Annotated in this window: 15 protein-coding genes and 3 pseudogenes; 10 read left to right on the plus strand and 8 right to left on the minus strand. The window is 72.5% G+C overall.

Annotated elements, in window-relative coordinates; all coding sequences use genetic code 11:
- Positions 1–99 precede the first annotated feature (99 nt).
- A pseudogene (locus K7G60_RS23770) lies at positions 100–660 on the plus strand (alpha-galactosidase); the annotation flags it as partial.
- Between the two features lie 171 nt (positions 661–831).
- Positions 832–915 (plus strand): annotated as a pseudogene (locus K7G60_RS23775) (NPCBM/NEW2 domain-containing protein); the annotation flags it as partial.
- A gap of 96 nt (positions 916–1,011) precedes the next feature.
- Here the strand turns inward: K7G60_RS23775 and K7G60_RS23780 are convergent.
- Complete coding sequence (locus K7G60_RS23780; RefSeq protein WP_225802964.1) at positions 1,012–1,812, minus strand: TIGR01458 family HAD-type hydrolase; 801 nt, start codon at positions 1,810–1,812, stop codon at positions 1,012–1,014.
- 426 nt (positions 1,813–2,238) lie between these two features.
- Between K7G60_RS23780 and K7G60_RS23785 the strand changes: the two genes are divergently transcribed.
- The 4 genes from K7G60_RS23785 to K7G60_RS23800 are packed head-to-tail and all read left to right on the plus strand — an operon-like array spanning position 2,239 to position 6,477.
- Positions 2,239–2,994, plus strand: coding sequence for a (5-formylfuran-3-yl)methyl phosphate synthase (locus K7G60_RS23785; protein WP_225803004.1), 756 nt, complete (start codon positions 2,239–2,241; stop codon positions 2,992–2,994).
- A gap of 8 nt (positions 2,995–3,002) precedes the next feature.
- Positions 3,003–4,412 (plus strand): aldehyde dehydrogenase family protein, encoded by a 1,410-nt coding sequence (locus tag K7G60_RS23790; RefSeq protein WP_225802965.1) that lies wholly within the window; start codon positions 3,003–3,005, stop codon positions 4,410–4,412.
- Positions 4,409–5,521, plus strand: a complete 1,113-nt coding sequence (locus K7G60_RS23795; RefSeq protein WP_225802966.1) for an NAD(P)-dependent alcohol dehydrogenase — start codon at positions 4,409–4,411, stop codon at positions 5,519–5,521. Before K7G60_RS23790 ends, K7G60_RS23795 begins: the two co-directional genes overlap by 4 nt.
- Positions 5,518–6,477 (plus strand): SAM-dependent methyltransferase, encoded by a 960-nt coding sequence (locus K7G60_RS23800; RefSeq protein WP_263986242.1) that lies wholly within the window; start codon positions 5,518–5,520, stop codon positions 6,475–6,477. The genes K7G60_RS23795 and K7G60_RS23800 overlap by 4 nt, the downstream gene beginning before the upstream one ends.
- A gap of 69 nt (positions 6,478–6,546) precedes the next feature.
- On the opposite strand, the gene K7G60_RS23805 is transcribed toward K7G60_RS23800, so the two are convergent.
- The 3 genes from K7G60_RS23805 to K7G60_RS23815 form a co-directional block, all read right to left on the minus strand.
- A complete protein-coding gene (locus K7G60_RS23805; protein WP_225802968.1) occupies positions 6,547–7,080 on the minus strand; it encodes an EF-hand domain-containing protein in 534 nt (177 codons plus the stop codon).
- A 242-nt stretch (positions 7,081–7,322) separates the two neighbouring features.
- A complete protein-coding gene (locus K7G60_RS23810) occupies positions 7,323–9,593 on the minus strand; it encodes a Dyp-type peroxidase (protein WP_225802969.1) in 2,271 nt (756 codons plus the stop codon).
- 33 nt (positions 9,594–9,626) lie between these two features.
- Positions 9,627–11,510, minus strand: coding sequence for a galactose oxidase early set domain-containing protein (locus K7G60_RS23815; RefSeq protein ID WP_225802970.1), 1,884 nt, complete (start codon positions 11,508–11,510; stop codon positions 9,627–9,629).
- 232 nt (positions 11,511–11,742) lie between these two features.
- Here K7G60_RS23815 and K7G60_RS23820 point away from each other — a divergent pair, with 232 nt between their 5' ends.
- The 3 genes from K7G60_RS23820 to K7G60_RS23830 all read left to right on the plus strand — a co-directional run bounded on the left by K7G60_RS23820 (position 11,743) and on the right by K7G60_RS23830 (position 13,438).
- Complete coding sequence (locus K7G60_RS23820; protein WP_225802971.1) at positions 11,743–12,153, plus strand: hypothetical protein; 411 nt, start codon at positions 11,743–11,745, stop codon at positions 12,151–12,153.
- A 74-nt stretch (positions 12,154–12,227) separates the two neighbouring features.
- Complete coding sequence (locus tag K7G60_RS23825; RefSeq protein ID WP_225802972.1) at positions 12,228–13,139, plus strand: HipA family kinase; 912 nt, start codon at positions 12,228–12,230, stop codon at positions 13,137–13,139.
- On the plus strand, positions 13,136–13,438 hold the full coding sequence (locus tag K7G60_RS23830; protein WP_225802973.1) for a SelT/SelW/SelH family protein: 303 nt from the start codon (positions 13,136–13,138) through the stop codon (positions 13,436–13,438). Before K7G60_RS23825 ends, K7G60_RS23830 begins: the two co-directional genes overlap by 4 nt.
- On the opposite strand, the pseudogene K7G60_RS23835 reads toward K7G60_RS23830, so the two are convergent.
- The 4 genes and pseudogenes from K7G60_RS23835 to K7G60_RS23850 all read right to left on the minus strand — a co-directional run.
- A pseudogene (locus tag K7G60_RS23835) lies at positions 13,428–13,643 on the minus strand (malate synthase A); the annotation flags it as partial. The gene K7G60_RS23830 and the pseudogene K7G60_RS23835 overlap by 11 nt on opposite strands.
- A gap of 153 nt (positions 13,644–13,796) precedes the next feature.
- The gene (locus K7G60_RS23840; protein WP_225802974.1) at positions 13,797–14,090 is read right to left on the minus strand and encodes a helix-turn-helix domain-containing protein; all 294 of its coding nucleotides are present in this window, start codon (positions 14,088–14,090) and stop codon (positions 13,797–13,799) included.
- A gap of 673 nt (positions 14,091–14,763) precedes the next feature.
- On the minus strand, positions 14,764–18,225 hold the full coding sequence (locus K7G60_RS23845; RefSeq protein WP_225802975.1) for a BTAD domain-containing putative transcriptional regulator: 3,462 nt from the start codon (positions 18,223–18,225) through the stop codon (positions 14,764–14,766).
- Positions 18,226–18,280: 55 nt separating this feature from the next.
- Positions 18,281–18,583 (minus strand): hypothetical protein, encoded by a 303-nt coding sequence (locus K7G60_RS23850; protein ID WP_225802976.1) that lies wholly within the window; start codon positions 18,581–18,583, stop codon positions 18,281–18,283.
- A 217-nt stretch (positions 18,584–18,800) separates the two neighbouring features.
- Here K7G60_RS23850 and K7G60_RS23855 point away from each other — a divergent pair, with 217 nt between their 5' ends.
- Entirely contained in the window at positions 18,801–20,123 is a 1,323-nt protein-coding gene (locus tag K7G60_RS23855) for a DUF1254 domain-containing protein (RefSeq protein WP_225802977.1), read from the plus strand.
- The last annotated feature ends 137 nt before the right edge of the window (positions 20,124–20,260 follow it).

The following is a 20,260-nucleotide window of genomic DNA, read 5'->3' on the forward strand; positions in this document are numbered from 1 at the left end:
GTCGTCCCCCGCGCCTGGTCGGAATGGTGCGGCGTCGTCGACGCGTCGGGCGCGCTGGCGATCGTCCTGCTGGTCTGACCGCGCCCTCACGGCACCGGTAAGTACGAGGACTGCGACAACCAGGGCGTCGACGCCAAGAAGCGCTGCACCGCCATGCGTGACGCACTGGAGGCGACGGGGCGGCCCATCGTCCACAACATCTGTGAAGGGGACGTGAACCGGCCCTGGGAATGGGCGTCCGACGTGGGCCACCTGTGGCGGACCACCCACGGCATCAGCGACAGCCGGGGCGGCATGCTGTCGATCGCCAGGCAGAACCTGCCGCTCGACGCCTACGCCGAGCCCGGCACCTGGAACGGCCCGGGGATGCCCGAGGTCGGCAACGGTGGGATGACGGACACCGAGTACCGGACCCGCTCCTCCCTCGTCGACCAGGATCCGCTGGGGAAGCAGAGCAGGGTCATCAGCGCCGAGGACGGCCGGTGTGTGGTCGTCGGTCTGATGGCTGACGGGCGATCGCCCTGTTCAGCGAGTCGGACCGGCCCCAGCGCATCGCGACCACAGCGAAGGCGGCGGGCCTGCCCGGTGCGCGATCTGTGGCAGCACGCGAGCGTCGCCGACACGTTCTCGGCCACCGTACCCGCCCCCGGCCGGCACGTCGTACCTGAGCGACGCCAGCGCCGAGAACGGCTGGGGTCCGTCGAGAAGGACACCGGCGTCGGTGAGGCCGAGGCCGGGGGCCGCTCACCACGGGCGGCTCGTCCACGCCAAGGGGCTCGGGGTGCGCGCCTGCGGTGAGGTGGATGGAGTACTGCCTCGGCGGGCGCCGGGACCGTGCGCCTCGTCGTCGCCGACGGCGGGGACGGCGTGAACCACGACCACGCGGACTGGGCCGACGCGACGGTCACCCGCTGATACGACGGCGCCCCCGGCGGGCGCTCCTGTCCGGGTGCCCGGGCGGGAGCGCCGTTCGCGCGGCCCGCCTGCCCACGTGATCGGCTTCGGGACCGGTCAGTGCCGAGGCGTTGCGCCGCCCCCGGGAGTGAGGAGGGCGGGCAGGTCGGCGAAGGAGTCGAGGACGTGGTCGGGCGTCCCGGAGGCGGCGCGGTGCGTCTCGGGGAGGTACTTCCCCGTCCTCACCAGTACGCCGGTGATGCCCGACCGCTGGGCGGCCAGCACGTCGGACTCGATGTCGTCGCCGACCATCAGCGCCTCCGACGCGTCGACGCCGAGGTGGGCGAGGGCGCTCGCGAAGAACGCCGGCGCCGGCTTGCCCGTCACCTCCGCCTCCGTACGGGCGGCCTTCTCGAGGCCTTCGAGGAACGCCCCGGTGTCCAGGTCGAGGCCGGCCTCGGTGCGCCAGTACAGATTGCGGTGCATCGACACCAGCCGGGCCCCGCCCTGCAGCTGCCGGAAGACCCGGTTGAGGGCCTCGTAGCCGAACTCGGCTCCCGCGCCCCCGAGCACGACGACGTCCGCGTCGCCCTCGTCGACGAGCGTGACCCCCGGCAGGTCGTCCCGTACGTCTCCGCTGTTGAGCAGGAGGCAGCGCGCGCCGGGGAAGCGCTCGCGCAGATACGCCGCGGTGGCCGCCGGCGCGGTCAGAACGTCCTCGGCACCCACGGGGAAGCCGAGTCCGGCCAGCCGTGAGGCGATGACGGCCCGCGTACGGGACGTGTTGTTGGTGACCAGCGTCACGGAGAGCCCCGCGGCGCGCAGCTGCTCCATGGCCCGGACCGCTCCGGGCAGCGCCTTCCAGGAAACGGTGAGGACGCCGTCGATGTCGATCAGGGCGGCTCGGATTCCCTTCATGGGCCCGACCGTAGCCCAGGGACCCGCCGACCGCCCCCGCGGCCGTGCGACCGGCCTCCGCTTCCGTCGCGGTCCGAGCTCTTCGGAGCGATGACGGACACGTCACCGGCCTCCCGGACTTCCGCGGACGGGAGCGTGCGACCCCCGCGGAGGCCCTCCGTGCCTGGGGACGGGGGCAGGCAGACAGGGCTCCGAAGCACACAAGTGGGCATCGGGGGCGGTCGGCAGGGTCGGGCGTGCGTCGACAGGCGCCGGTGCACGGCGGTGCACACCGCATCATGAGCGTGCCTTTGCGCACCTCCCGGGAGCTCCGTGCGCCCTACCGGTGCCCACGGGGCGACGGAAAGGATGAGCGCATCGCAGGTGAACCGAGTGATCCGCACCCCTGTCCTCGGCCAGGTGGACATGCGGCGGAAGGAGCTCATGGTGTTGCTTCTCATCTCCCCGGACGGCGTCGAGGAAGCCCTCGACTGTGCGAAGGCCGCGGAACACCTCGACATCATCGACGTCAAGAAGCCCGACGAGGGCTCTCTGGGCGCCAACTTCCCCTGGGTCATCCGGGAGATCCGTGACGCGGTGCCGGCGGACAAGCCGGTGTCCGCCACCCTGGGGGACGTGCCGTACAAGCCCGGTACGGTGGCGTTGGCCGCGCTGGGCGCGGTTGCCTCCGGCGCCACGTACATCAAGGTCGGCCTGTACGGCTGCACGACTCCCGAGCAGGGGGTCGAGGTGATGAGGGCGGTCGTCCGTGCGGTGAAGGACCACCGCCCCGAGGCGCTCGTCGTCGCCTCGGGATACGCCGACGCCCACCGCATCGGCTGCGTCAACCCACTCGCCCTGCCCGACATCGCCGTCCGCGCCGGTGCCGACGCGGCCATGCTGGACACCGCGATCAAAGACGGCACACGGCTCTTCGACCACGTCCCGCCCGACGCCTGCGCCGAGTTCGTCCGGCGCGCCCACGCCTCCGGTCTGCTCGCCGCCCTCGCGGGCAGCGTCAAGCAGGCCGATCTCGGTCCGCTGACCCGCATCGGCACGGACATCGTGGGCGTGCGGGGAGCGGTCTGCGCGGGCGGTGACCGCAACGCCGGGAGGATCCAGCCGCATCTGGTCGCCGCCTTCCGGGCGGAGATGGACCGGCAGGCCCGGGAGCGCACCGTCGGCGCTCGGGCCGTGAGCTGACCACCGGGATGCCGACACCGGAAGCCGGTCGCGTCCCCGGGCACCGTGCCGCACGCCTTGCCGTCGTCGACCCGGCCACCGGGGAGGCCTTCGACGAGGCCCCCGACCAGCGGCCGCACGAGTTGGACGAGGCGGTCGCCCGGGCCCAGCGGGCCTGGCACGGCTGGCGCGCCGACCCCGCCGCCCGCACCACCGCCCTGCGCGCCGCGGCCGACGCCGTGGAAACGGCCGGAGACGACCTCGCCCGGCTGCTCACGCGGGAACAGGGCAAGCCCCTGGCCGAGTCGTACGCCGAGATCGCCCGTACGGCGGCCCGGCTGCGCTACTTCGCCGACCTGGCCCCCAGGGTCCGTCGGATCGACGACGGCCGACCCGTGCACAGCGAGGTCCGCTGGCGGTCCGTCGGGCCCGTGGCCGCGATCGTGCCGTGGAACTTCCCGCTCCAGCTCGCGGCGGCGAAGTTCGCGCCCGCGCTGGCGGCCGGCAACACCGTGGTCCTCAAACCGTCCCCTCACACCCCGCTCGCCACCCGGCTGCTCGGCTCCGTCCTCGCCACCGTCCTGCCCGAGGACGTCCTGACCGTCGTCACCGGCCGTGAACCCCTCGGTGCCCGTCTCGCCGCCCACCCGGGCATCCGTCACGTCACCTTCACCGGCTCGGTGCCCACCGGCCGGGCCGTCGCCGGGGCCGCGGCGGCCTCGCTCGCCAGGGTCACCCTGGAACTGGGCGGCAACGACGCGGCCGTCCTCCTGGACGACGTCGACGTGGACCGGATCGCGGACCGGCTGTTCTGGGCCGCGTTCCGCAACTGCGGGCAGGTCTGCATGGCGGTCAAACGCGTCTACGCCCCTGCCCGGCTCCATGCCGAGGTCGTCGAAGCCCTCGCCCAGCGCGCGAAGACCGTCCCGGTCGGAGCCGGACTCGATCCGGACACCCGGATCGGTCCGGTCAGCAACGCTCCCCAGCTGGCCCGGGTCGAGCAGGTCACAGGGCGGGCCCTGGCGGACGGCGCCCGGGTCGCGGCCGGTGGCCACCGACTCGACGGGGCGGGGTACTTCTTCGCTCCCACGATCCTCACCGACGTCCCGCCCGACAGCCCGGTGGTGACCGAGGAACAGTTCGGACCGGTCCTGCCGGTACTTCCGTACCGAAACCTCGGCGAGGCCCTCGACGCGGCCAACGGCACCGGCTTCGGACTGGGCGGCTCCGTCTGGGGCACCGATCTCGACCGGGCCGAGGCGGTGGCCGACCGGCTCGAATGCGGCACGGCCTGGATCAACCACCATGCCGAACTCTCCCTCGCCCAGCCCTTCGCGGGCGTCAAGGACAGCGGGGTCGGTGTCGCGGGCGGACCGTGGGGCCTCTACGGCAACCTCCGGCCGTTCGTCGTCCACCGCCCGCGCGAGGAGGAAGCGTGACCACGAGGTTCCAGGCAGCCGTACTCCGCTCGTACGAGGACCCGTTCACGCTCGAGGAAGTGACCCTGCGTACGGAGCCGGGCCCCGGCGAGATCCTGGTCGAGATCGCGGGGGCCGGGATGTGTCGTACCGACCTCGCGGTACGGCGGTCGGCCGGCCGCAGCCCGCTCCCGGCGGTCCTCGGCCACGAGGGCGCCGGGGTCGTCGTGGCGACGGGCGGCGGCCCCGGGATCGCGCTCGGCGTCGGGGACCACGTCGTGCTGAGCTTCGACTCCTGCGGCCACTGTCGGAACTGCCGGGCCGCCGCCCCCGCCTACTGCGACTCCTTCGCCTCCCTCAACCTCTTCGGCGGACGCGAGGAGGAACCACCGCGGCTCACCGACGCGACCGGAAAGGCGCTGGCTCCCCGGTGGTTCGGCCAGTCCTCCTTCGCGGCGTACGCGCTCGTCCCGGCCCGCAACGCCGTCCGGGTCGACCCCGCCCTGCCGCTCGAACTCCTCGGGCCGCTCGGCTGCGGCTTCCTCACCGGGGCCGGAGCCGTACTCAACACCTTCGCCGCAGGACCCGGCGACACCCTCGCCGTCCTCGGCGCCGGAGCGGTGGGCCTGGCCGCCGTGATGGCGGCCACCGCCGCCGGCGTACGGACCGTGGCCGTCGACCGCCATCCCGTGCGGCTGGACCTGGCCGAACGGTTCGGCGCGACACCGCTGTCCGCCGGATCGCGCGGGCTGCCCGAGCGGCTGCGCCGACTGACCGACGGCGGAGCCCAGTACGCCCTGGACACCACGGCCTCGGCCCCGCTCATCAACGACGCGCTCCAAGCCCTGCGACCCACCGGCACCCTCGGGCTCGTGGCACGCCTCCACACCTCCCTGCCGCTCGAACCGGGCACGCTCGACCGAGGCCGATGCATGCGCCACATATGCGAGGGCGACGCGGTACCCGGACTGCTGATACCCCGGCTGACCGGCCTGTGGCAGGCCGGCCGCTTCCCCTTCGACCGGCTGATCCGCACCTACCCGCTGGCCGACATCAACGAGGCCGAACGCGACTGCGACGCCGGCCGTGTGGTCAAACCCGTCCTGCTGCCGGAGAGAAGAGACCGATGAGCGAAACCGCCACCACCGATGAGTCCCCCCGTCCCGCCACCGGAGGAGGCGCGGCCGCCACAGCGACTCGGCAGGCCGACGCGGAAGGCGTGGAAGGAGGTGTGGGGCTGACCGCCCTCCTGGTCGCCGCGGCCCGGGCGATCGAGACCCACCGCCACGACAGCCTGGCTCAGGACGTGCACGCCGAACACTTCGTACGCGCCGCCCCGGCGTGTGCGGACTGGCCGGTGCGCATCGGACAGGTCCCGGAGGGGGACGACAACCCGCTGTGGGGCAGGTTCGCCCGCTACTTCGGGCTGCGGACCCGGGTCCTCGACGACTTCGTCCTCGGGTCGGTCCACGACGGCGCCCGTCAGGTGGTCCTGCTGGGCGCGGGGCTGGACACGCGCGCCTTCCGGCTGGACCTGCCGCCCGACTGCGTGGTCTTCGAGATCGACAGGGCGGGCGTGCTGGCCTTCAAGCAGCAGGTCCTCACGGACCTGTCGGCCGCCCCGAGGACGAAGCGCGTCCCCGTACCGGTCGACCTGCGCGAGGATTGGGCCACCGCGCTGACCTCCACCGGCTTCGACCCGGCCGCACCGAGCGTCTGGCTGGCCGAGGGGCTGCTCTTCTACCTGCCGGGTTCCACCGAGACGCACCTCATCGACACGATGGACCGGCTGACCACCTGGGGCAGCGCCCTGGCCTTCGAGGCCAAGCTGGAGAAGGACCTGCTGGCGTACCGCGACAGCGCGATCTACACGGCGACGCGCGAGCAGATCGGCATCGACCTGCTCGACCTCTTCGACCTGGGACCGCGCCCCGACTCGGCGGGCCGCCTGACGGCCAGGGGCTGGTCCACGTCGATGTGCACGCCCTTCGACTTCACCCGCCGGCACGGCCGCGGTCCCCTCCCCGAGCCGAACGACGCCCTGGAGGGGAACCGGTGGGTCTTCGCCCACAAGCCCGGGGCGTGACGTCCGCCGGGTCGACGGTGCGTCCCGGGACGGTCGGCCCCGCCCCGGGACGCCCGCGGGCGGGCCGTGTCAGACGGTCGGTGCGCCCACCAGCCGGTCGCCGGGGATCCCGGCCAGGTCCGGTGCGTAGTAGTCCTCGATGCCGGCGGCCCACGTGGCCACGGTGATGCGGTCATCGGCGTCCGGGCCGAAGGCGTCGAAGAGCGCGTGGATGTTCGCCTCCTCGAAGCCGATCGCCGTCATCAGCGACATGAAGAGCGGGCGCTCGATCAGGCCGTCCCCGTCCGGGTCGCCGAGTGCGGAGAGCGCCTGGGCGAACTCGGTGATCGTGGGGCCGAAGCGCTCGGGGTCGAGCACGAAGGGGCGGAACTCCTCGACGGTGATCACGCCGTCGCCGTCGGCGTCCAGTTCGCCGGCCAGCGTCGTCCAATAGCGGCGGAACGCGGCCCGGATGGCCTCCTTGGCGCCGGCGTCCGATGCGACCGCCGCCTCCAGAACACGTCCCGTCATCAGATCGAAGTCGCCGGAGTCGATGACCCCGTTGCCGTTGGCGTCGAAGAGGGAGAAGACCAGTTCGACCCGCTTGGCGGCCTCAGTGCGCATGTCCATCACCTGTCTCGTGCGGCCCGTCGGCGCCGGGCCCGGCCCAATGGGTTCTCCCACGTAACCGCGCTGGAGGGAGAGCCGTGACGGTGAGGCGGTCGCCGTTACCGGAAGGAGTGAGCCCGACCTGATCGGCAAGACACCCCCTACTGAATCTTTTGCCCAACCCGTTGACCGACGGGTGAGCGGTCACGGCAAGGCCCCCGGGGTGGGTTCCCGGGGGCCTCGGCGGTGGGGTGGGGTCAGCCCGGCAGCGGGCGGTCCCGCTGGACGACGGCGTCGGTGTGCGCCGAGCCGTCGGCGACGCTGATCACCCGGTAGCCGCCCTTGTGGAAGACCCAGTACCAGTTCTGGGCGTTGCCCGGCTGCCGGCCAGGCACGGGCTGGACGGCGTCGACATGCTCCACCCCGGCGAGGGACGGCCACATGCCGAGCCCGCTGTCGTCCGTCTCGCGGCGGTCCCGGTAACCCCCGGCCTGCAGGGAGATGATCCGGTACCGCTGGCCCGCGGGCGTGGTGTGGAACATCCAGTAGTGGTACCGGCCGTCACCCCCGGGCTGCTTGTCGGGGATCGGCAGCACCGCGTCGACGTGGGTGACGGGGTCGGGGGCGGCGTCGAACGAGCTCCACTGGCTCAGCGGCCGCGCCCGGTTGCCGTCCACCCTGACCCGGACGGGCTCCTGTCCGTCGACGAGGACGTACCGGTAGCGCTGCCTGCCGTCGTCGCCCGTGAAGAACAGCCAGTGGCCGGACTCCCCGCCCACCTCCTGGCGGTCCGGGACGGGCCAGGCGGCGTCGACCTGCTTGATGTCGTGCAGGTCGTCCCAGAAGGACAGCGGCCGCGCGCCCGAGCCGTCGAGTGCGAGGGTGGCGTCGCCACCGCCGACCGAGGAGGTGAGCGGGACGGCCTTCCCGCCCTGGAAGGCGAGGTAGCGGCCCGGGTGCCCGGGCTGGGGGACCACCGCGTCGACCGGCCGCGCCTGGGGATCCGGCACGGGCGTGACCGACCCGCCCTCCAGGCGCCCCTGTGCGAGGCCGCGCAGGGTGCTCAGGGAGGGGCTGAAGGCGTACACCGCGCCCTCGGTCCTGACGAACGGACGGAACCCGAGCGTCGTGGTCTGCCGCTCACCCGCCGCGTTACGGCTCTCGAAGCTGACCTGGCCGTCGTTCACATCGGTCAGCTGCCCGCTCACCATGGGATCGGGGCCCGGCCGGTGCGGGCGGTCGTGCGGGAAGTCGGGGTCGTTGACCCAGTCGGCCTGGATGAACTCGAACTGCCGTACCAGGTCGGCCTGGTAGCAGACGAAGACGAGCCCCCGGGGGTCGTCGGCGCCGCCTCCCTCGCCCTGGGTGGGGTTGAAGGGCCGCCCGTAGGGGATGCCTCGGCGGATGATGCGCCGCTCGTCCATGAACCTCTCGTCGACCAGCTCGCCCCCGTCGACCAGTCCGTCGCGCGGATTGGTCTTGCGCAGGTGGGAGAAGAGCGGGGTGACCAGACCGTCGGGGTCGTCCTTGAAGGTGATGTCGTTGTCCGGTTCGGGCTCCGGCTTCCCGGCCGGCTTCATCGGGCAGTTGGCGACCGACGCGCCGGACGGCCAGCGGCCCACCAGACGGGCGGCGAGCCACTCCTGGGTGGTCCGGTCGTCGACCGCCTTGGCGGCCTTGAGCCGCTTGAGCTCGACGCCGACCTGCGCCCACCAGCCGGGCACGTCCTGGTGGAGGCGGCGCAGGACCTGGAAGGAGCCGTTGCGCATCCAGGCCGGGACACCGGCGGGCCGCTTGCCGTCGCCGGTGGCGTCGACGACGAACTTGTCGGCCGAGATCAGCCGGGTGCCGGGGTGGCCCAGCACATAGCCGGGGCGGGCCGGGTCCTCCTCCTCGAAGCCGTGCACGCCCGGCTCGCTGACGCCGTCCTTGAAGCCGAAGTGCTCCTTGCCCGCGGAGTCGCCGGGCAGGGTGGTCCCGTCCTGCTGGAAGACCACGACGGCCCCGGCGCGGGAAGCCGCCTCACGCTGCCGGGCCAGCTCGTTCCTGAGGTCGTCCTCGGTGTCGGAGGCGATCGTCAGGACGGCGTGCACGATGCGGAAGTGGTCGTAGCCGAACAGCCAGCCCTTCGGGTCGCTGTCGTCGGTGTCGCCGAGGGCCAGTGCCCGGTCGGACGCGCCCTGGACGAACGCCTCGACCGTGCTCCCGCCGGGCACGGAGTCGAAGATCTTCTCCTTGCCGGTGAAGAACTGGAGTCCGGGGTGGGTGAGCGCGAGTCCCAGCCAGGTGGCCTTGAGGTGCTGGGGGTCGTCGCCCATCGAGTTGCGCCGGGCCTCGCTGAACCGGGCGTTGAATTCGGCGACCTGCCGGGTGGTGGCGATCTGCGGGACGAGGACCTCCAGCCAGGAGCGGGCGGCGGTGACGTCGCCGAACTGGAGGAGGAGCAAGGACATGTTGTCCTTCTTGAAACCGGCCAGGATGTCGCCCTGGATCTCGGTGCTGTCGCGCAGCGTGAGCTGAGCGGGCATGAGTCTCCCTGAGGGTGTCGGGGACGGACGGGGTCAGGTGCCCGGGCGCAGCTGCACCCACTGGGCGGTGCTGGGCACGCCCTCGTCGTCGAGCAGGAACAGCAGGTAGTAGCCGGGGGGCGCTTCCTCGGCCGAGGCGGGGGTGCGCAGCACGAGCTTGTTGCCGGCGCGGCTGGTGATGGGCAGTTCGAGCCGGCGCTGGCTGGTGTCCACCGAGTGGGTGGAGGTGATGGGGGCCATCAGGACGGCCCGGCTGACCCGGTCCGGAGTGCTGGTGCTGACCCGCAGGTTGGCGGCGTACCCCTGCGGGGCGGTGGGGACGCCGGACAGGGCCGGCCGGTCGCCCTGGTGCAGGTAGGCCGGCTCGTAGATCTCGATCGTGCCGTTCATGTCGGACTTCACGTCCGGGTCGTTGGCGATCTGCTGGAGCTCGTCGCCGGTGACCATGATGCGGCCGTCGGGCAGCAGCACCGCGTTGGAGTGGTAGGCGCGCGGCAGCCGCTGGACGGGGCCGAGGCGCCACTGGCCGCTGCTGTCGCGCAGCTCGATCTGCCGGTACTTCTCGTCCGCGTTGGGGTTGTACGGACCGTTGCCGTAGTCGCGGATGTCGTAGCCGCCGTTGACGGTGAACAGCGTGCCGTCGGGCAGGATCAGCGTGTCGTCCTGGGTGCGGCCGAAGGCGCGCGGGGTGTCCTTGGTCCAGCGGCCGCCGGAGAACTTGTAGGTGTTGGGGTCGTTGCGGTTGCCGCCGAGGATCAGGACGGAGTCCGGGCCGTTGACGCCGTTGGGCAGGGCGACGGCGGAGCCGTAGTTGCGCATGCCGCCGTCGGGCCGGTTGGCGAGCTTGCGGCTGGTCTCCTGCTTCGGGTCGAAGACGTACTGCTCGTCGTAGTTGCGCCCGAACCCGTAGATCAGGCCGTCGCGCAGCGAGAACAGATGCGGGTAGTCGACCGTGAACTCGGCCTTGACGGGCCACCTGTCGAGCGACTGGCCCCGGGGCCTGGCCGACGGGTCCAGGGAGACGGCCGTGCCCTTGGCGGGGAAGCGCTCGATCGACTTGGACAGCACGCCCCATCCGACGTCGCCGTGGCCGGAGGTGATGAACTGCCGGCCGTCGGCGCCGGTGACCACGGTCGGGTACCAGCGGCCCTCCGCCATGTCCTGCTGCTGGAGCCAGGTCTCCTTCCACGGGTCGAAGACCAGCGCGAGGTGCGCGCCGGAGCCGTGGTTGCCGCCGAGGTTGCCGCCGAAGACGCCCACCATGCCGTTGGGCAGGTAGGAGTGCCCGGCGCAGAAGATCGGCGCGGGCCGCGGCTCGTCCGTGCCGTCGTCCACCTCGACGACGGGCGGCGGTACGGCCTTGAAGGCGGAGGCCTTCGTGCCCTTCTCCGGGTCCCAGACGTAGGCGCGTCCGGCGTTGTCGCCGCCGATGACGTCGGTGGGCGCGGTCTCCTTGTTCGGGCTGTCCTCGACGGGCTCGAAGGAGAACAGCAGGACCTTGCCCGTGGGCAGCAGAGCGACATGGTCACCGAAGTCGGGGCTGGGGAAGTACTCGGTGAACTTGCCCCAGCTCTCGGCGCTGAACGCCGAGTTGATCTCCCTCTGGGACTCGGTCAGCCGCTTGAGGCTGCGGGTCCGCATGGGCTGCGAGTAACCGTGGTCCATGGCCCGCATGCCGATGCGGTCACGGGCCAGCTGTTCGGCGGCGTCCTGGCCGAGGGCTTCCACCTCGGCGGGGCGCACCTCGGCGCGGACCTGTTCGTCGGTGATGCGGACGCCGCCCGACCGGACGGGGGACTCGTGCGCCGGGGAGGGCTTCGAGCGGGCGGACGGCACGGAGGCGCCGGCGGGCGCGGTGGCGGACAGCGCGATCGCGGCACAGCCGACCGCGAGCGCCCATTTCCCTCTGCGGGACATCAGGCTCCTTAAGAGCGCATGGCAGCCACCCGGGCGGAGCCGGGTGACCACACAGAGTGACTGAACGGGGCGAGTAGATCACACACCGTAGCGATTCGGGAGCTGGCGTCCGAGCGGAACGATTCGGCATGGCCCGTTGGTGTCTCACTCTGCGTGTCCACCGGGGCGCGGATCGACGCGCTGCTAGCAATGGGCCGTCTCCCCTTCCCCTGCTCCAAGGAGGACTACTGCCATGCGCACGACTCGGGCCGCTCTCGCGGCCGTCGCGAGTGCCGTGACCCTGCTCGGCCTCTGCGCCGCCCCGGCCGCGGCGGACCCGCCCCAGCCGCCGCGCCACATCACCGGCAAGGTGATCCGCGGCGGCGCCGACGGCCGCCCCCACGAGCTGTTCTGTCCCGCGCCCTTCCAGGCCTACAGCGGCGGCTTCACCCTCAAGGCCCGCAAGGACGCCCGCTTCATCGAGGAACCCGCCGACCTGCTGGAGAGCCGCCCCAACGACACCGCGACCGGCTGGATCGTCGCCGTGCGCAAGGGCCAGCTCCTGCCGTCACCGCACCCCCACCGCGCGCACCCGCGGATCGAGCCGGCCGACCTGGTCGTCCACGTCGTGTGCACACAGGACACGCCGACGCACGGCATGTGACCGTCCCCGCCGCGGGACCGCCGGCGCCTCGTCCCGCGCCGGCGGTCCCGCGGTGCTGAACCACCCTGGCCGGTGTGCTGCGCGATGTGACGGCTGTCCGATACGTGACCCCGCTGCGGTCCGGCGGCTCCGTGCCCGCAGTCGTGGAGGCCGACGACCTGGGCACGTACGTCGTGAAGTTCACCGGCTCCGCGCAGGGCCGCAAGGCGCTGGTCGCCGAGGTGATCGTCGGCGAGCCGGCCCGGGCCCTCGGGCAGCGCTTCCCCGAACTGGTGCTGGTGCACTTCGACCCGGCCGTCGCCGCGCACGAGCCGCATCAGGAGGTGCGCGACCTGCACGGGGCGAGCGCCGGCCTCAACCCCGGCACGGACCACCTGCCGGGCGCCCGCGACTTCACCCCCGAGATCGCCGGGGTCCTTCCCGTGGACCCGCTGGAGGCGGGCCGGATCGTCTGGCTGGACGCGCTGACCGTCACCGTCGACCGTACGGTCCAGAGCTCCAACCTGATGGTGTGGCCGACGCCGGGCACCGCACCGCCGCGGCTGTGGCTCATCGACCACGGCGCGGCGCTCGTCTTCCACCACCGCTGGGACGGCGCGGACCCGGCCAAGGTGTACGACTTCCGCCACCACGCCCTCGGCCACTACGGCCCCGACGTGCGCGCGGCCGACGCCGAACTCGCGCCGAAGGTGACCGAGGAGCTGCTGCGCGGGATCGTCGCCGAGGTGCCGGACGCCTGGCTCACCGACGGCGGGTTCGCCACGCCCGACGAGGCGCGCGAGGCGTATGTGGCCTACCGCCACGCGCGCGTGCGGGCGCCGCGGCAGTGGCTGCCCACCGACTTCCCCAACCGGGACGAGCTCGCCGCCGAGGACGCGCGGCGGGCGGCGAGGAATCGGCGAGGACGCTCCGCGTGGCTCAAGCAGGTCCCCGACCTGCACGGCAAGCCCGCGGCCGAACAGGATTGGTCGGTGCATCCGGGATGACGTCCGAGACCCGCCGGGTCCAGATCGAGTACTGCACGCAGTGCCGCTGGCTGCCGCGCGCGGCCTGGCTGGCGCAGGAGCTGCTGACCACCTTCGAGGCCGAGCTGGACGAGCTGGCCCTCAAGCCCGGCACGGGCGGGGTGTTCGTCGTGCGGGTGGGCGACGAGGTGGTCCGGGACCGGCGCGAGCACGGCTTCCCGGAGCCCACTGCGGTCAAGCGGGCCGTACGCGACCGAGTGGCCCCGGGAAAGACCCTGGGCCACTCGGAGCGGCTTCCGAAGGGGGACGTCAGCCCTTGAGCTGCTCGTACGCGGGCAGCGTCAGGAAGTCCGCGTGGTCCTCGTCGAGGGAGACCTCCAGGAGCAGGTCGTGGGCCTGCTGCCAGTGGCCGGCCGCAAAGGCCTCAGCGCCGATCTCCGCGCGGATGTTCGCCGGCTCCGCGGCGGCGACCTTGCGGGCCGGCTCGGGCGTGGCCTTCTCGCCGTTCTCGAACTCGACGCCCGCAGGATGACACTGAGCCTTTCCGACCTCACCTGCTCAAACTGGGGTTGGAAAAGCCTCACTGACAGCAATACGACTCAGGTACACCATGCCCCCCACAGGCCAATCGGTACGGATGGCCATCGTCGCCCATGCCCCTGACAATCCCTGAAGGGGTCAGCTATTTGTGGCGTCCTGCCAGTTTTTCGCTTCCTTTCCTTTGCGGCAGCGAGCGTTCGGCGGTTGTCCAGCCAAGTGGTCTAGTAAGCAGCCCGGTTCGACGGGACGCTGAAGATTGAGCTGATGGATCTTCTGTTGCTCCAGCCATTTGAAGACCTCGGTCCTCTTGTGGAGGACCTTGGCGTTCTTGCCTCGGCCGAGTTTGTACCCCTTCAAGCCCGGTTTCGACGCTTCCCTGTAGACCCGGCTCGTGGACATGCTGAGCATCGCGGCGACCTCGGAAGTCTCCATGGGCGAGACGGCTCCTCGAGGCTGCTCTGAGGCTGATCGCAGTGCCGGGTCGCGCTCTGCTCTGGCCGGATTCAGGAGATTCCTGGCAGCCGCTCTGTGTCACAGCCAAGGGTCACCGGGCGGACCATGGCCAGGTCGTGAGGATCGTCGGCTTCGCCGATCCGGGATTCGCTGCTAGGTTGCCGCGCCGCTTCGAGGGTTCCTGTGGTGGCGGGGCCCTCGCGGATGTGGGGATCGGGGGTCGTCGCCGATCCGTCGGGGTGACGGTGATCACGGGGGCTCGTGGGCGAGAGCTGCGTAGGCTTGTGGAGTCGTCGCGGTCGGTCCTGAGGGGCGGGTGAAGCCCCCCGGCACTCCCCGATGGCGCGTCAGGAAAGTCGGCGAGTGGTCGGCATCGGGCGCGAGGGTGTCCCGGCTTACCGGGTGCCGGCCGCCCGGCGTCCTGTTCGAAAGGCCTCGGGGGTTGAGACCGCGCCAAGCCGGCCCGTTGCCTTCCCTCCTGCACGGTTCGGTCCAGGAACGGTCTCGGTGGGCAGTGTCGAAGGGGCCCGACGGCGCAGCCGAGCACCGTGGAGGGCAACGCTGCGATGCTCCGGCGGTCGCCTTCGACGGCACACGTGACGTCCACGACGCGCGCCAGGGGATGACCATGACGGCCAACGGGACCGCGGCTTCAGGTGAGCAGTTCCGCCTCCGCGGTCCGGACCCGGGCGAGGCCCGCCGGGTACGGGAGGGACTCGGCTCTGTACCGGGCGTCGGCGAGGAGGGCGGAAGCCCGTTCCTTCAGACCGGAGAGGCCTAGGGCGAGCGCGAGCACCGTGGTCGTCTCCACGGCGAGGAGGTGCTGCCCCGTCCGATCCGCGCGTGCCGCCTCCCGTTCCAGAAGCGTGACGGCCTCCGAGTGGCGGCCGGTGCGGACCAGGGCCCAGCCCCGTAGACAGGCGGCGCGGGGAGCGGTCGCCCCGGTGCCGAGGAAGGAGAGCGCCTCCTCTGGCCGGCCGGTGCGCAGCGCGAGTTCGGCGGTCGCGAGCCGTACCTCGTCGAAGGCCTGCTGCTCGCCGGACTGCTCGGCACAGCCCTCCGCGCGGGAGAGGAGCGCCCGCGCCATCGGCGGATTCCAGGTCATCCGGGTCCGTGCCAGGGCGGTGAGGGCATACGGGAGGGTCCGTGGCGCCCGTGTGCGGGCCGTCTGCTCCGCCGCCACGGCCAGTCTCTCCGCTTCGGCGTCCCGGCCGAGGAGCAGGTGCAGCTCCGCCAGGTTGGTGCGCTCGAAGGAGCTCGCCTCGGGGCTGCCGACCCGGTCGGCGAGGGCGGCGGCGCGCTCCCCGTACGAGACCGCGTCGGTCAGCCGTCCCGTTCGGCGGGCGTTCTCGCGCAGGATCGACAGCACCAGGGCCTCCACCGAGGCGTCTCCCGCCGCGACCGCGTGCGGCAAGGCCTCCTCGGCGGCGGCCTGAGCCTCGCGCAGGCGTTCCGTCAGTCCGAGCGAGACGGCCTGTTGGGCCAGCGCACGGGCGAGGGCCCGCGCGCCCGCACGGCCGGGCAGGTCCGCGGCGGCGGCCGCGGACGCGGCCGCCGACTTCACGGCCCCGGTGTGCCGTCCCTCGACGAAATCGATGATGGAGGAGGCCAGCCGGTGCGCGGCCACCGCGTCCGGGGGCGTCGTCGGGCCGGGACGCCGGGCGTCGAGCGCCCGGCGGGCCTCGTCCTGTCTGCCCGTCCGGATCAGGGCCTCGGCGAGCCGGGCCGTGACCGCCACGGCGGTGTCCGCGGCTCCGGCCCGGTCGGCCGAGGCGAGGGCCGCGCGCAGGACGTCCGCGGCGTCCCCGTAGCGGGACATCCGATGGAGCAGGGCGCCGTGGTCCATGCCCACGTCGGCCGCCCGGACCGGGTCGGCCGCGACCAGGGGCGTCAGCCGGCGGTAGTACCCGTCGGCCTCCTCGTTGGCGTAGAGGGCCGCCGCGCGCTCCGCCGCCCGGCGCAGGTGGTCCACCGCCCGGCGGTCCTCGGCACGCAGCAGGTGCCAGACCAGCGCGTCCACGTCGCCGGGCCGGTGTCGGAGGAGGGTCTCGCTCCAGGCGGCGTGCAGACTGAGCGAGCGCAGTCGGGAGAGGAGCTCGTAGCAGGTGAGGCGGAGGAGGGGGTGTCGGAAGGCAAGCCCGGTGACGCTCCGGCCGCCGACGACGATCTGCTGCTCGGCCAGGAGGGAGGCGGCCACGGTCCCTTCGAGGGCCGCGATCGCCTCCGCCGTCGACATCGGCGGGTGGAGTCCGTCGCGGGCGATGTCGAGGACCTCGGCGAGCGGGGCGGTTCCTCCGGCGGCCGCGACGACTTCGGCCATGCGCCGGGCCCGGGGTTCGAGTCGCAGCAGCCGCCGGGCGACCAGCTGGCGAACGCCTTCGGGAGCACCACTCCGCTCCTCGCCCTGGTGCGCCGTGCCCGCGCGGGCGAGTTCGACGGTGAAGAGGGGATTGCCGAGCGAGAGCCGCCACACCCGGTCGAGGTCCCGCTCGTCGCCCCCCGGCCCCAGCGGCGCCCGCACCTCACGCGCCAGGGCGAGAGCGTCCTTCCTGCCCAGGCGCGGTACGGCGAAGCGGGCTGCGAGACCCGCGCGGACCAGCTCGTCCACCCGCAGCAGGTCCGCCTCGGGAAGGGGTTCGTCGTCGCGAAGGGTCACGAGGAAGCGACAGGGGAACCCGTCGCCCGCCTCCGAGAGCCGCCGCGCCAGCCGGACGAGGAGGTGGTGCGTGCCCGCGTCGGCGGCCTGCAGGTCGTCCAGGACGACGACCACCCCGCCGTCCCCGCCGATCTCCGTGAGGAGGCGCTCCACCCCGTGGAAGAGGCGGGCCCGCTCGTCGGGCGCGTCGACGCCCCGTGCGCCGGGAGGCGTCGGAGACGCGCCGCCCGCGACCTGGTGCAGGGAGGGCAGGAGAGGAACGAGCTCGGGGCAGAGACTCGCGACCCGTGTCCGGTGGGCCTGCGGACGACGGGTGAGCCAGCCGTGCAGTGCCTCGACGAACGGGCCGTACGGCATGTGTCCTTCGGCATCGTGCGCCGCACCCCACAACACGGTCGCACCCGACTCGGCGAGACGCGCGGCGGCCTGGGCCGCGAGTCGGGTCTTGCCGATCCCGGCCTCTCCGCTGAGCAGGACCACCGGGACGTGGGTGGTGGTGACGATAGTGCGCAGCAGTTCCTCGCGCCCGTGCAGCGTGCCGCTCGTGGCCGCCTGCACGGCGGAGGGCAGGGGCGCCCCGGTGACGGTGCCCTCCGGACGGACGCGAGGGCCCGGTGAGGACCGGACCGCGAGCCGGCGCAGACGCTCCGTCTCCGGCCCCGGAGCGATGCCGAGTTCCTCGGCGAGGGCGTCACGGCACTGCTCGTACTGACGCACCACCTGGGCGTGGAGCCCCTGCTCGAGGCAGGCCGTCATGAGCAGTCGGTGGGCGCGCTCCTCCGCCGGGGCGGTGGCGAGGACCTGGCGGGCCGCACCGGAGGCCTCCTCGTACGACCCGTCGGCCAGCCTCAGTTCGGCGAGGGCGAGCAGGACGCGCAGCCGCAGCGAGGAGAGTTCGGAGCGGCGCTGCTCGGCCCAGGGGGCGTAGCGGTCCTCGGGGAGCAGTTCGCCGCCGTACGCGTCGAGCGCCGCCGTGAGCGCGTCGCCGGACCGGACGGGAACGGAGCCACCGGAGTCCTTGCCCTTCCCGATGAGCACCCCGTTCAGTGCCTCGCGGGAGAGGGCCTCGGCCTCGTCCGCGTCGATCCACACGCGCCGCGGGTCGAGCCGGAGCAGTGCTCCGTCGGAGACGAGGTAGGAGGAGGCGGCGCGCGGTGCGATCTCCGGTTCCAGGGCGTGACGGGCGGCGTGGAGGGCGACCCGCAGGCTGCCGACGGCGGCCTGCGGCGTCGCGTTCGGCCAGCAGATCTCCTGCACCTGCCCGCGGTGGAGGCTGTGACCCGGCACGACGGCGAGCAGCTTCACGAGGGTCTGCGCACTTGGACGGGGCCAGCGTCCGGGTAGCGCGGGGCCGCCGTCCCGTTCCGCGCGGAAGCCTCCGAGGAGACGCAGGCGCAGCAGCGGGGGTGCGCCGTCTTCGTTCTGCCGGACGTCGTCGTCCTGTCGTGCCACGTTCATGAGGAGCGACACTTTAACCGGGCCGTCTGTGGACGATGAGGACCCCCGGCGAGGCTCAGGGGGGCCGGGTGACCCGCGCCGCGGGCCGGGACAGCGTGAGCACCGTCATCTGGTGGATGGCATCGTCCAGGGACAGCGCTCCGCCACCGGTCTGCGCGGCCGCCCGGTTGACGCCGAAGCGGTCGAAGTCCAGCGGGACCGTCTCGTCGGTGCCCCGCTGCCGTCGGCCGCGCCGCCCGCGGTCAGGGGCGATGGGCAGGGCACTGACCCGGGTGTCGAGGGCGGTGGGTGCACCGCTGCCGGGGTCGTGGACGGCGATCTCGCACTTCACCGCGTCACCGGTGTCCGCCTGTTCCACGGCAACGATCCGGTTCCGGCCTCGACACGGTAGCCAAAGATCCTGCTTGGTAGGTTATGGGTGATCTGATCCAGATATGGAGAGTTTCGATATGAATTCGGGCGGTTCGTAGCAGCCCGCCCCCGGCAACGGGCAAGGGGCGTCCTCGCCGTTGCTGTGACGGATCAACGGCGGCAACTGGCTGCCCCGGGAGGAGGCCGAGGCGCTGCGCGCCGAGTTGTTCTTCCAGCGGGCGGTGCACGCGTACCTGACGATGCTGCCCGCGCTGAACGTCATCGGGATGCGGGACGGTTCGCAAGGCGCGTTCGGCGACGGCTATCACGTGCTGCCGGTCTGGAAGGACCGGATGGACAGCCGCACCTGGGTGCCCACCCCCAACGCGGACGTCATCTACTCCATGGGCTACCTGGACCTGGGCAAGACCGGCCCGCTCGTGGTGAACGCCCCCGCCGACGTCATCGGGATGTTCACCGACTTCTCCCAGCGCACCCTCACCGACGTCGGCGCGATCGGCCCCGACCGGGCCCGCGGCGGCCTGTACCTGCTGCTGCCACCGGGCTACGACGGTCATGTCCCGGACGGGTACTTCACCTTCCGTTCCCGCACGTTCAACGTGTTCCTGTTCTTCCGCACGATCATGGGCCGGGGCGACGGGCGGCCGGGCCCCTCGGTCGGCGTCGCGACGGCCGAACGCACCAGGATCTACCCGCTGTGGGAGCAGGAGAAGAACGTCCCGCCGATGGAGTTCCCCAACGCGAGCGGGGCCCGGCTGAACATGATGTACCCCACCGACTTCTCCTACTGGACCAAGCTCAAGGAGTTCGTCGACTACGAGCCCGTCAGCGCGATCGACCCCGAGCTGCGCGGCGTCCTCGCCTCCATCGGGATCGTCAAGGGCGAGCCCTTCGCGCCGAACGCCTTGCAGCGACAGCAACTCGACCGGGCTCTGGACTTCGCACCGAAGTCCACCATCGCGCTCACCCAGCTCGGGCGCGCCGACCGCCGCAACCTCCACTACGACGACCGCCAGTGGGAGGTCGCCTGGTGCGGAGCCACCGCGGAGTGGATGCAGGCGAGCCACCTCGACCTCGACGCCCGCTCACGGTTCTTCCAGTACGCCTACTCCTCCGCCCCGGCCATGGCCATCCACAGCACCGGCGCCGGCTCGAAGTACCCCTTCACCGTCCGCGACGCCGCCGGCGACCTCCTGGACGGCTCGCACACCTACCGGATGCACCTGCCGGCCGATCCGCCGGCCGACCTCTTCTGGGCGGTGACCGCCTACAACATCACCGACGGCACCATGCCCGAGACCGAGCAGCTCCTGCCGTCCACCAACAGCTACTACGACATCCCGAAGAACACCGACGGATCCATCGACCTCTGGATCGCGCCCCGCAAGCCGGACGGAGTCGCCGACGCCGCCTTCATCCAGACGATCCCCGGACGCGCCTTCATCATCGCCCTGCGCCTGTACGGCACGGCAACGGCCTTCTACGACCAGACCTGGAAGCCCGACGACCTCGTCAGAGCCGATTAGCACCCGGTGGCCTCCGGAACGTTCGATCCCGCTCCGAAGCCGCACGCGGCCTCGACGCCGGTGCCGTTCTCCAACACGCCGGGGGTGGCGTGGTTCGTGCCGGGGCCCGAGCGGAACGTGACGGCTCCGGTCCCGCA

This window comes from Streptomyces sp. NK15101, from assembly GCF_020400725.1.
Lineage (GTDB): Bacteria > Actinomycetota > Actinomycetes > Streptomycetales > Streptomycetaceae > Streptomyces.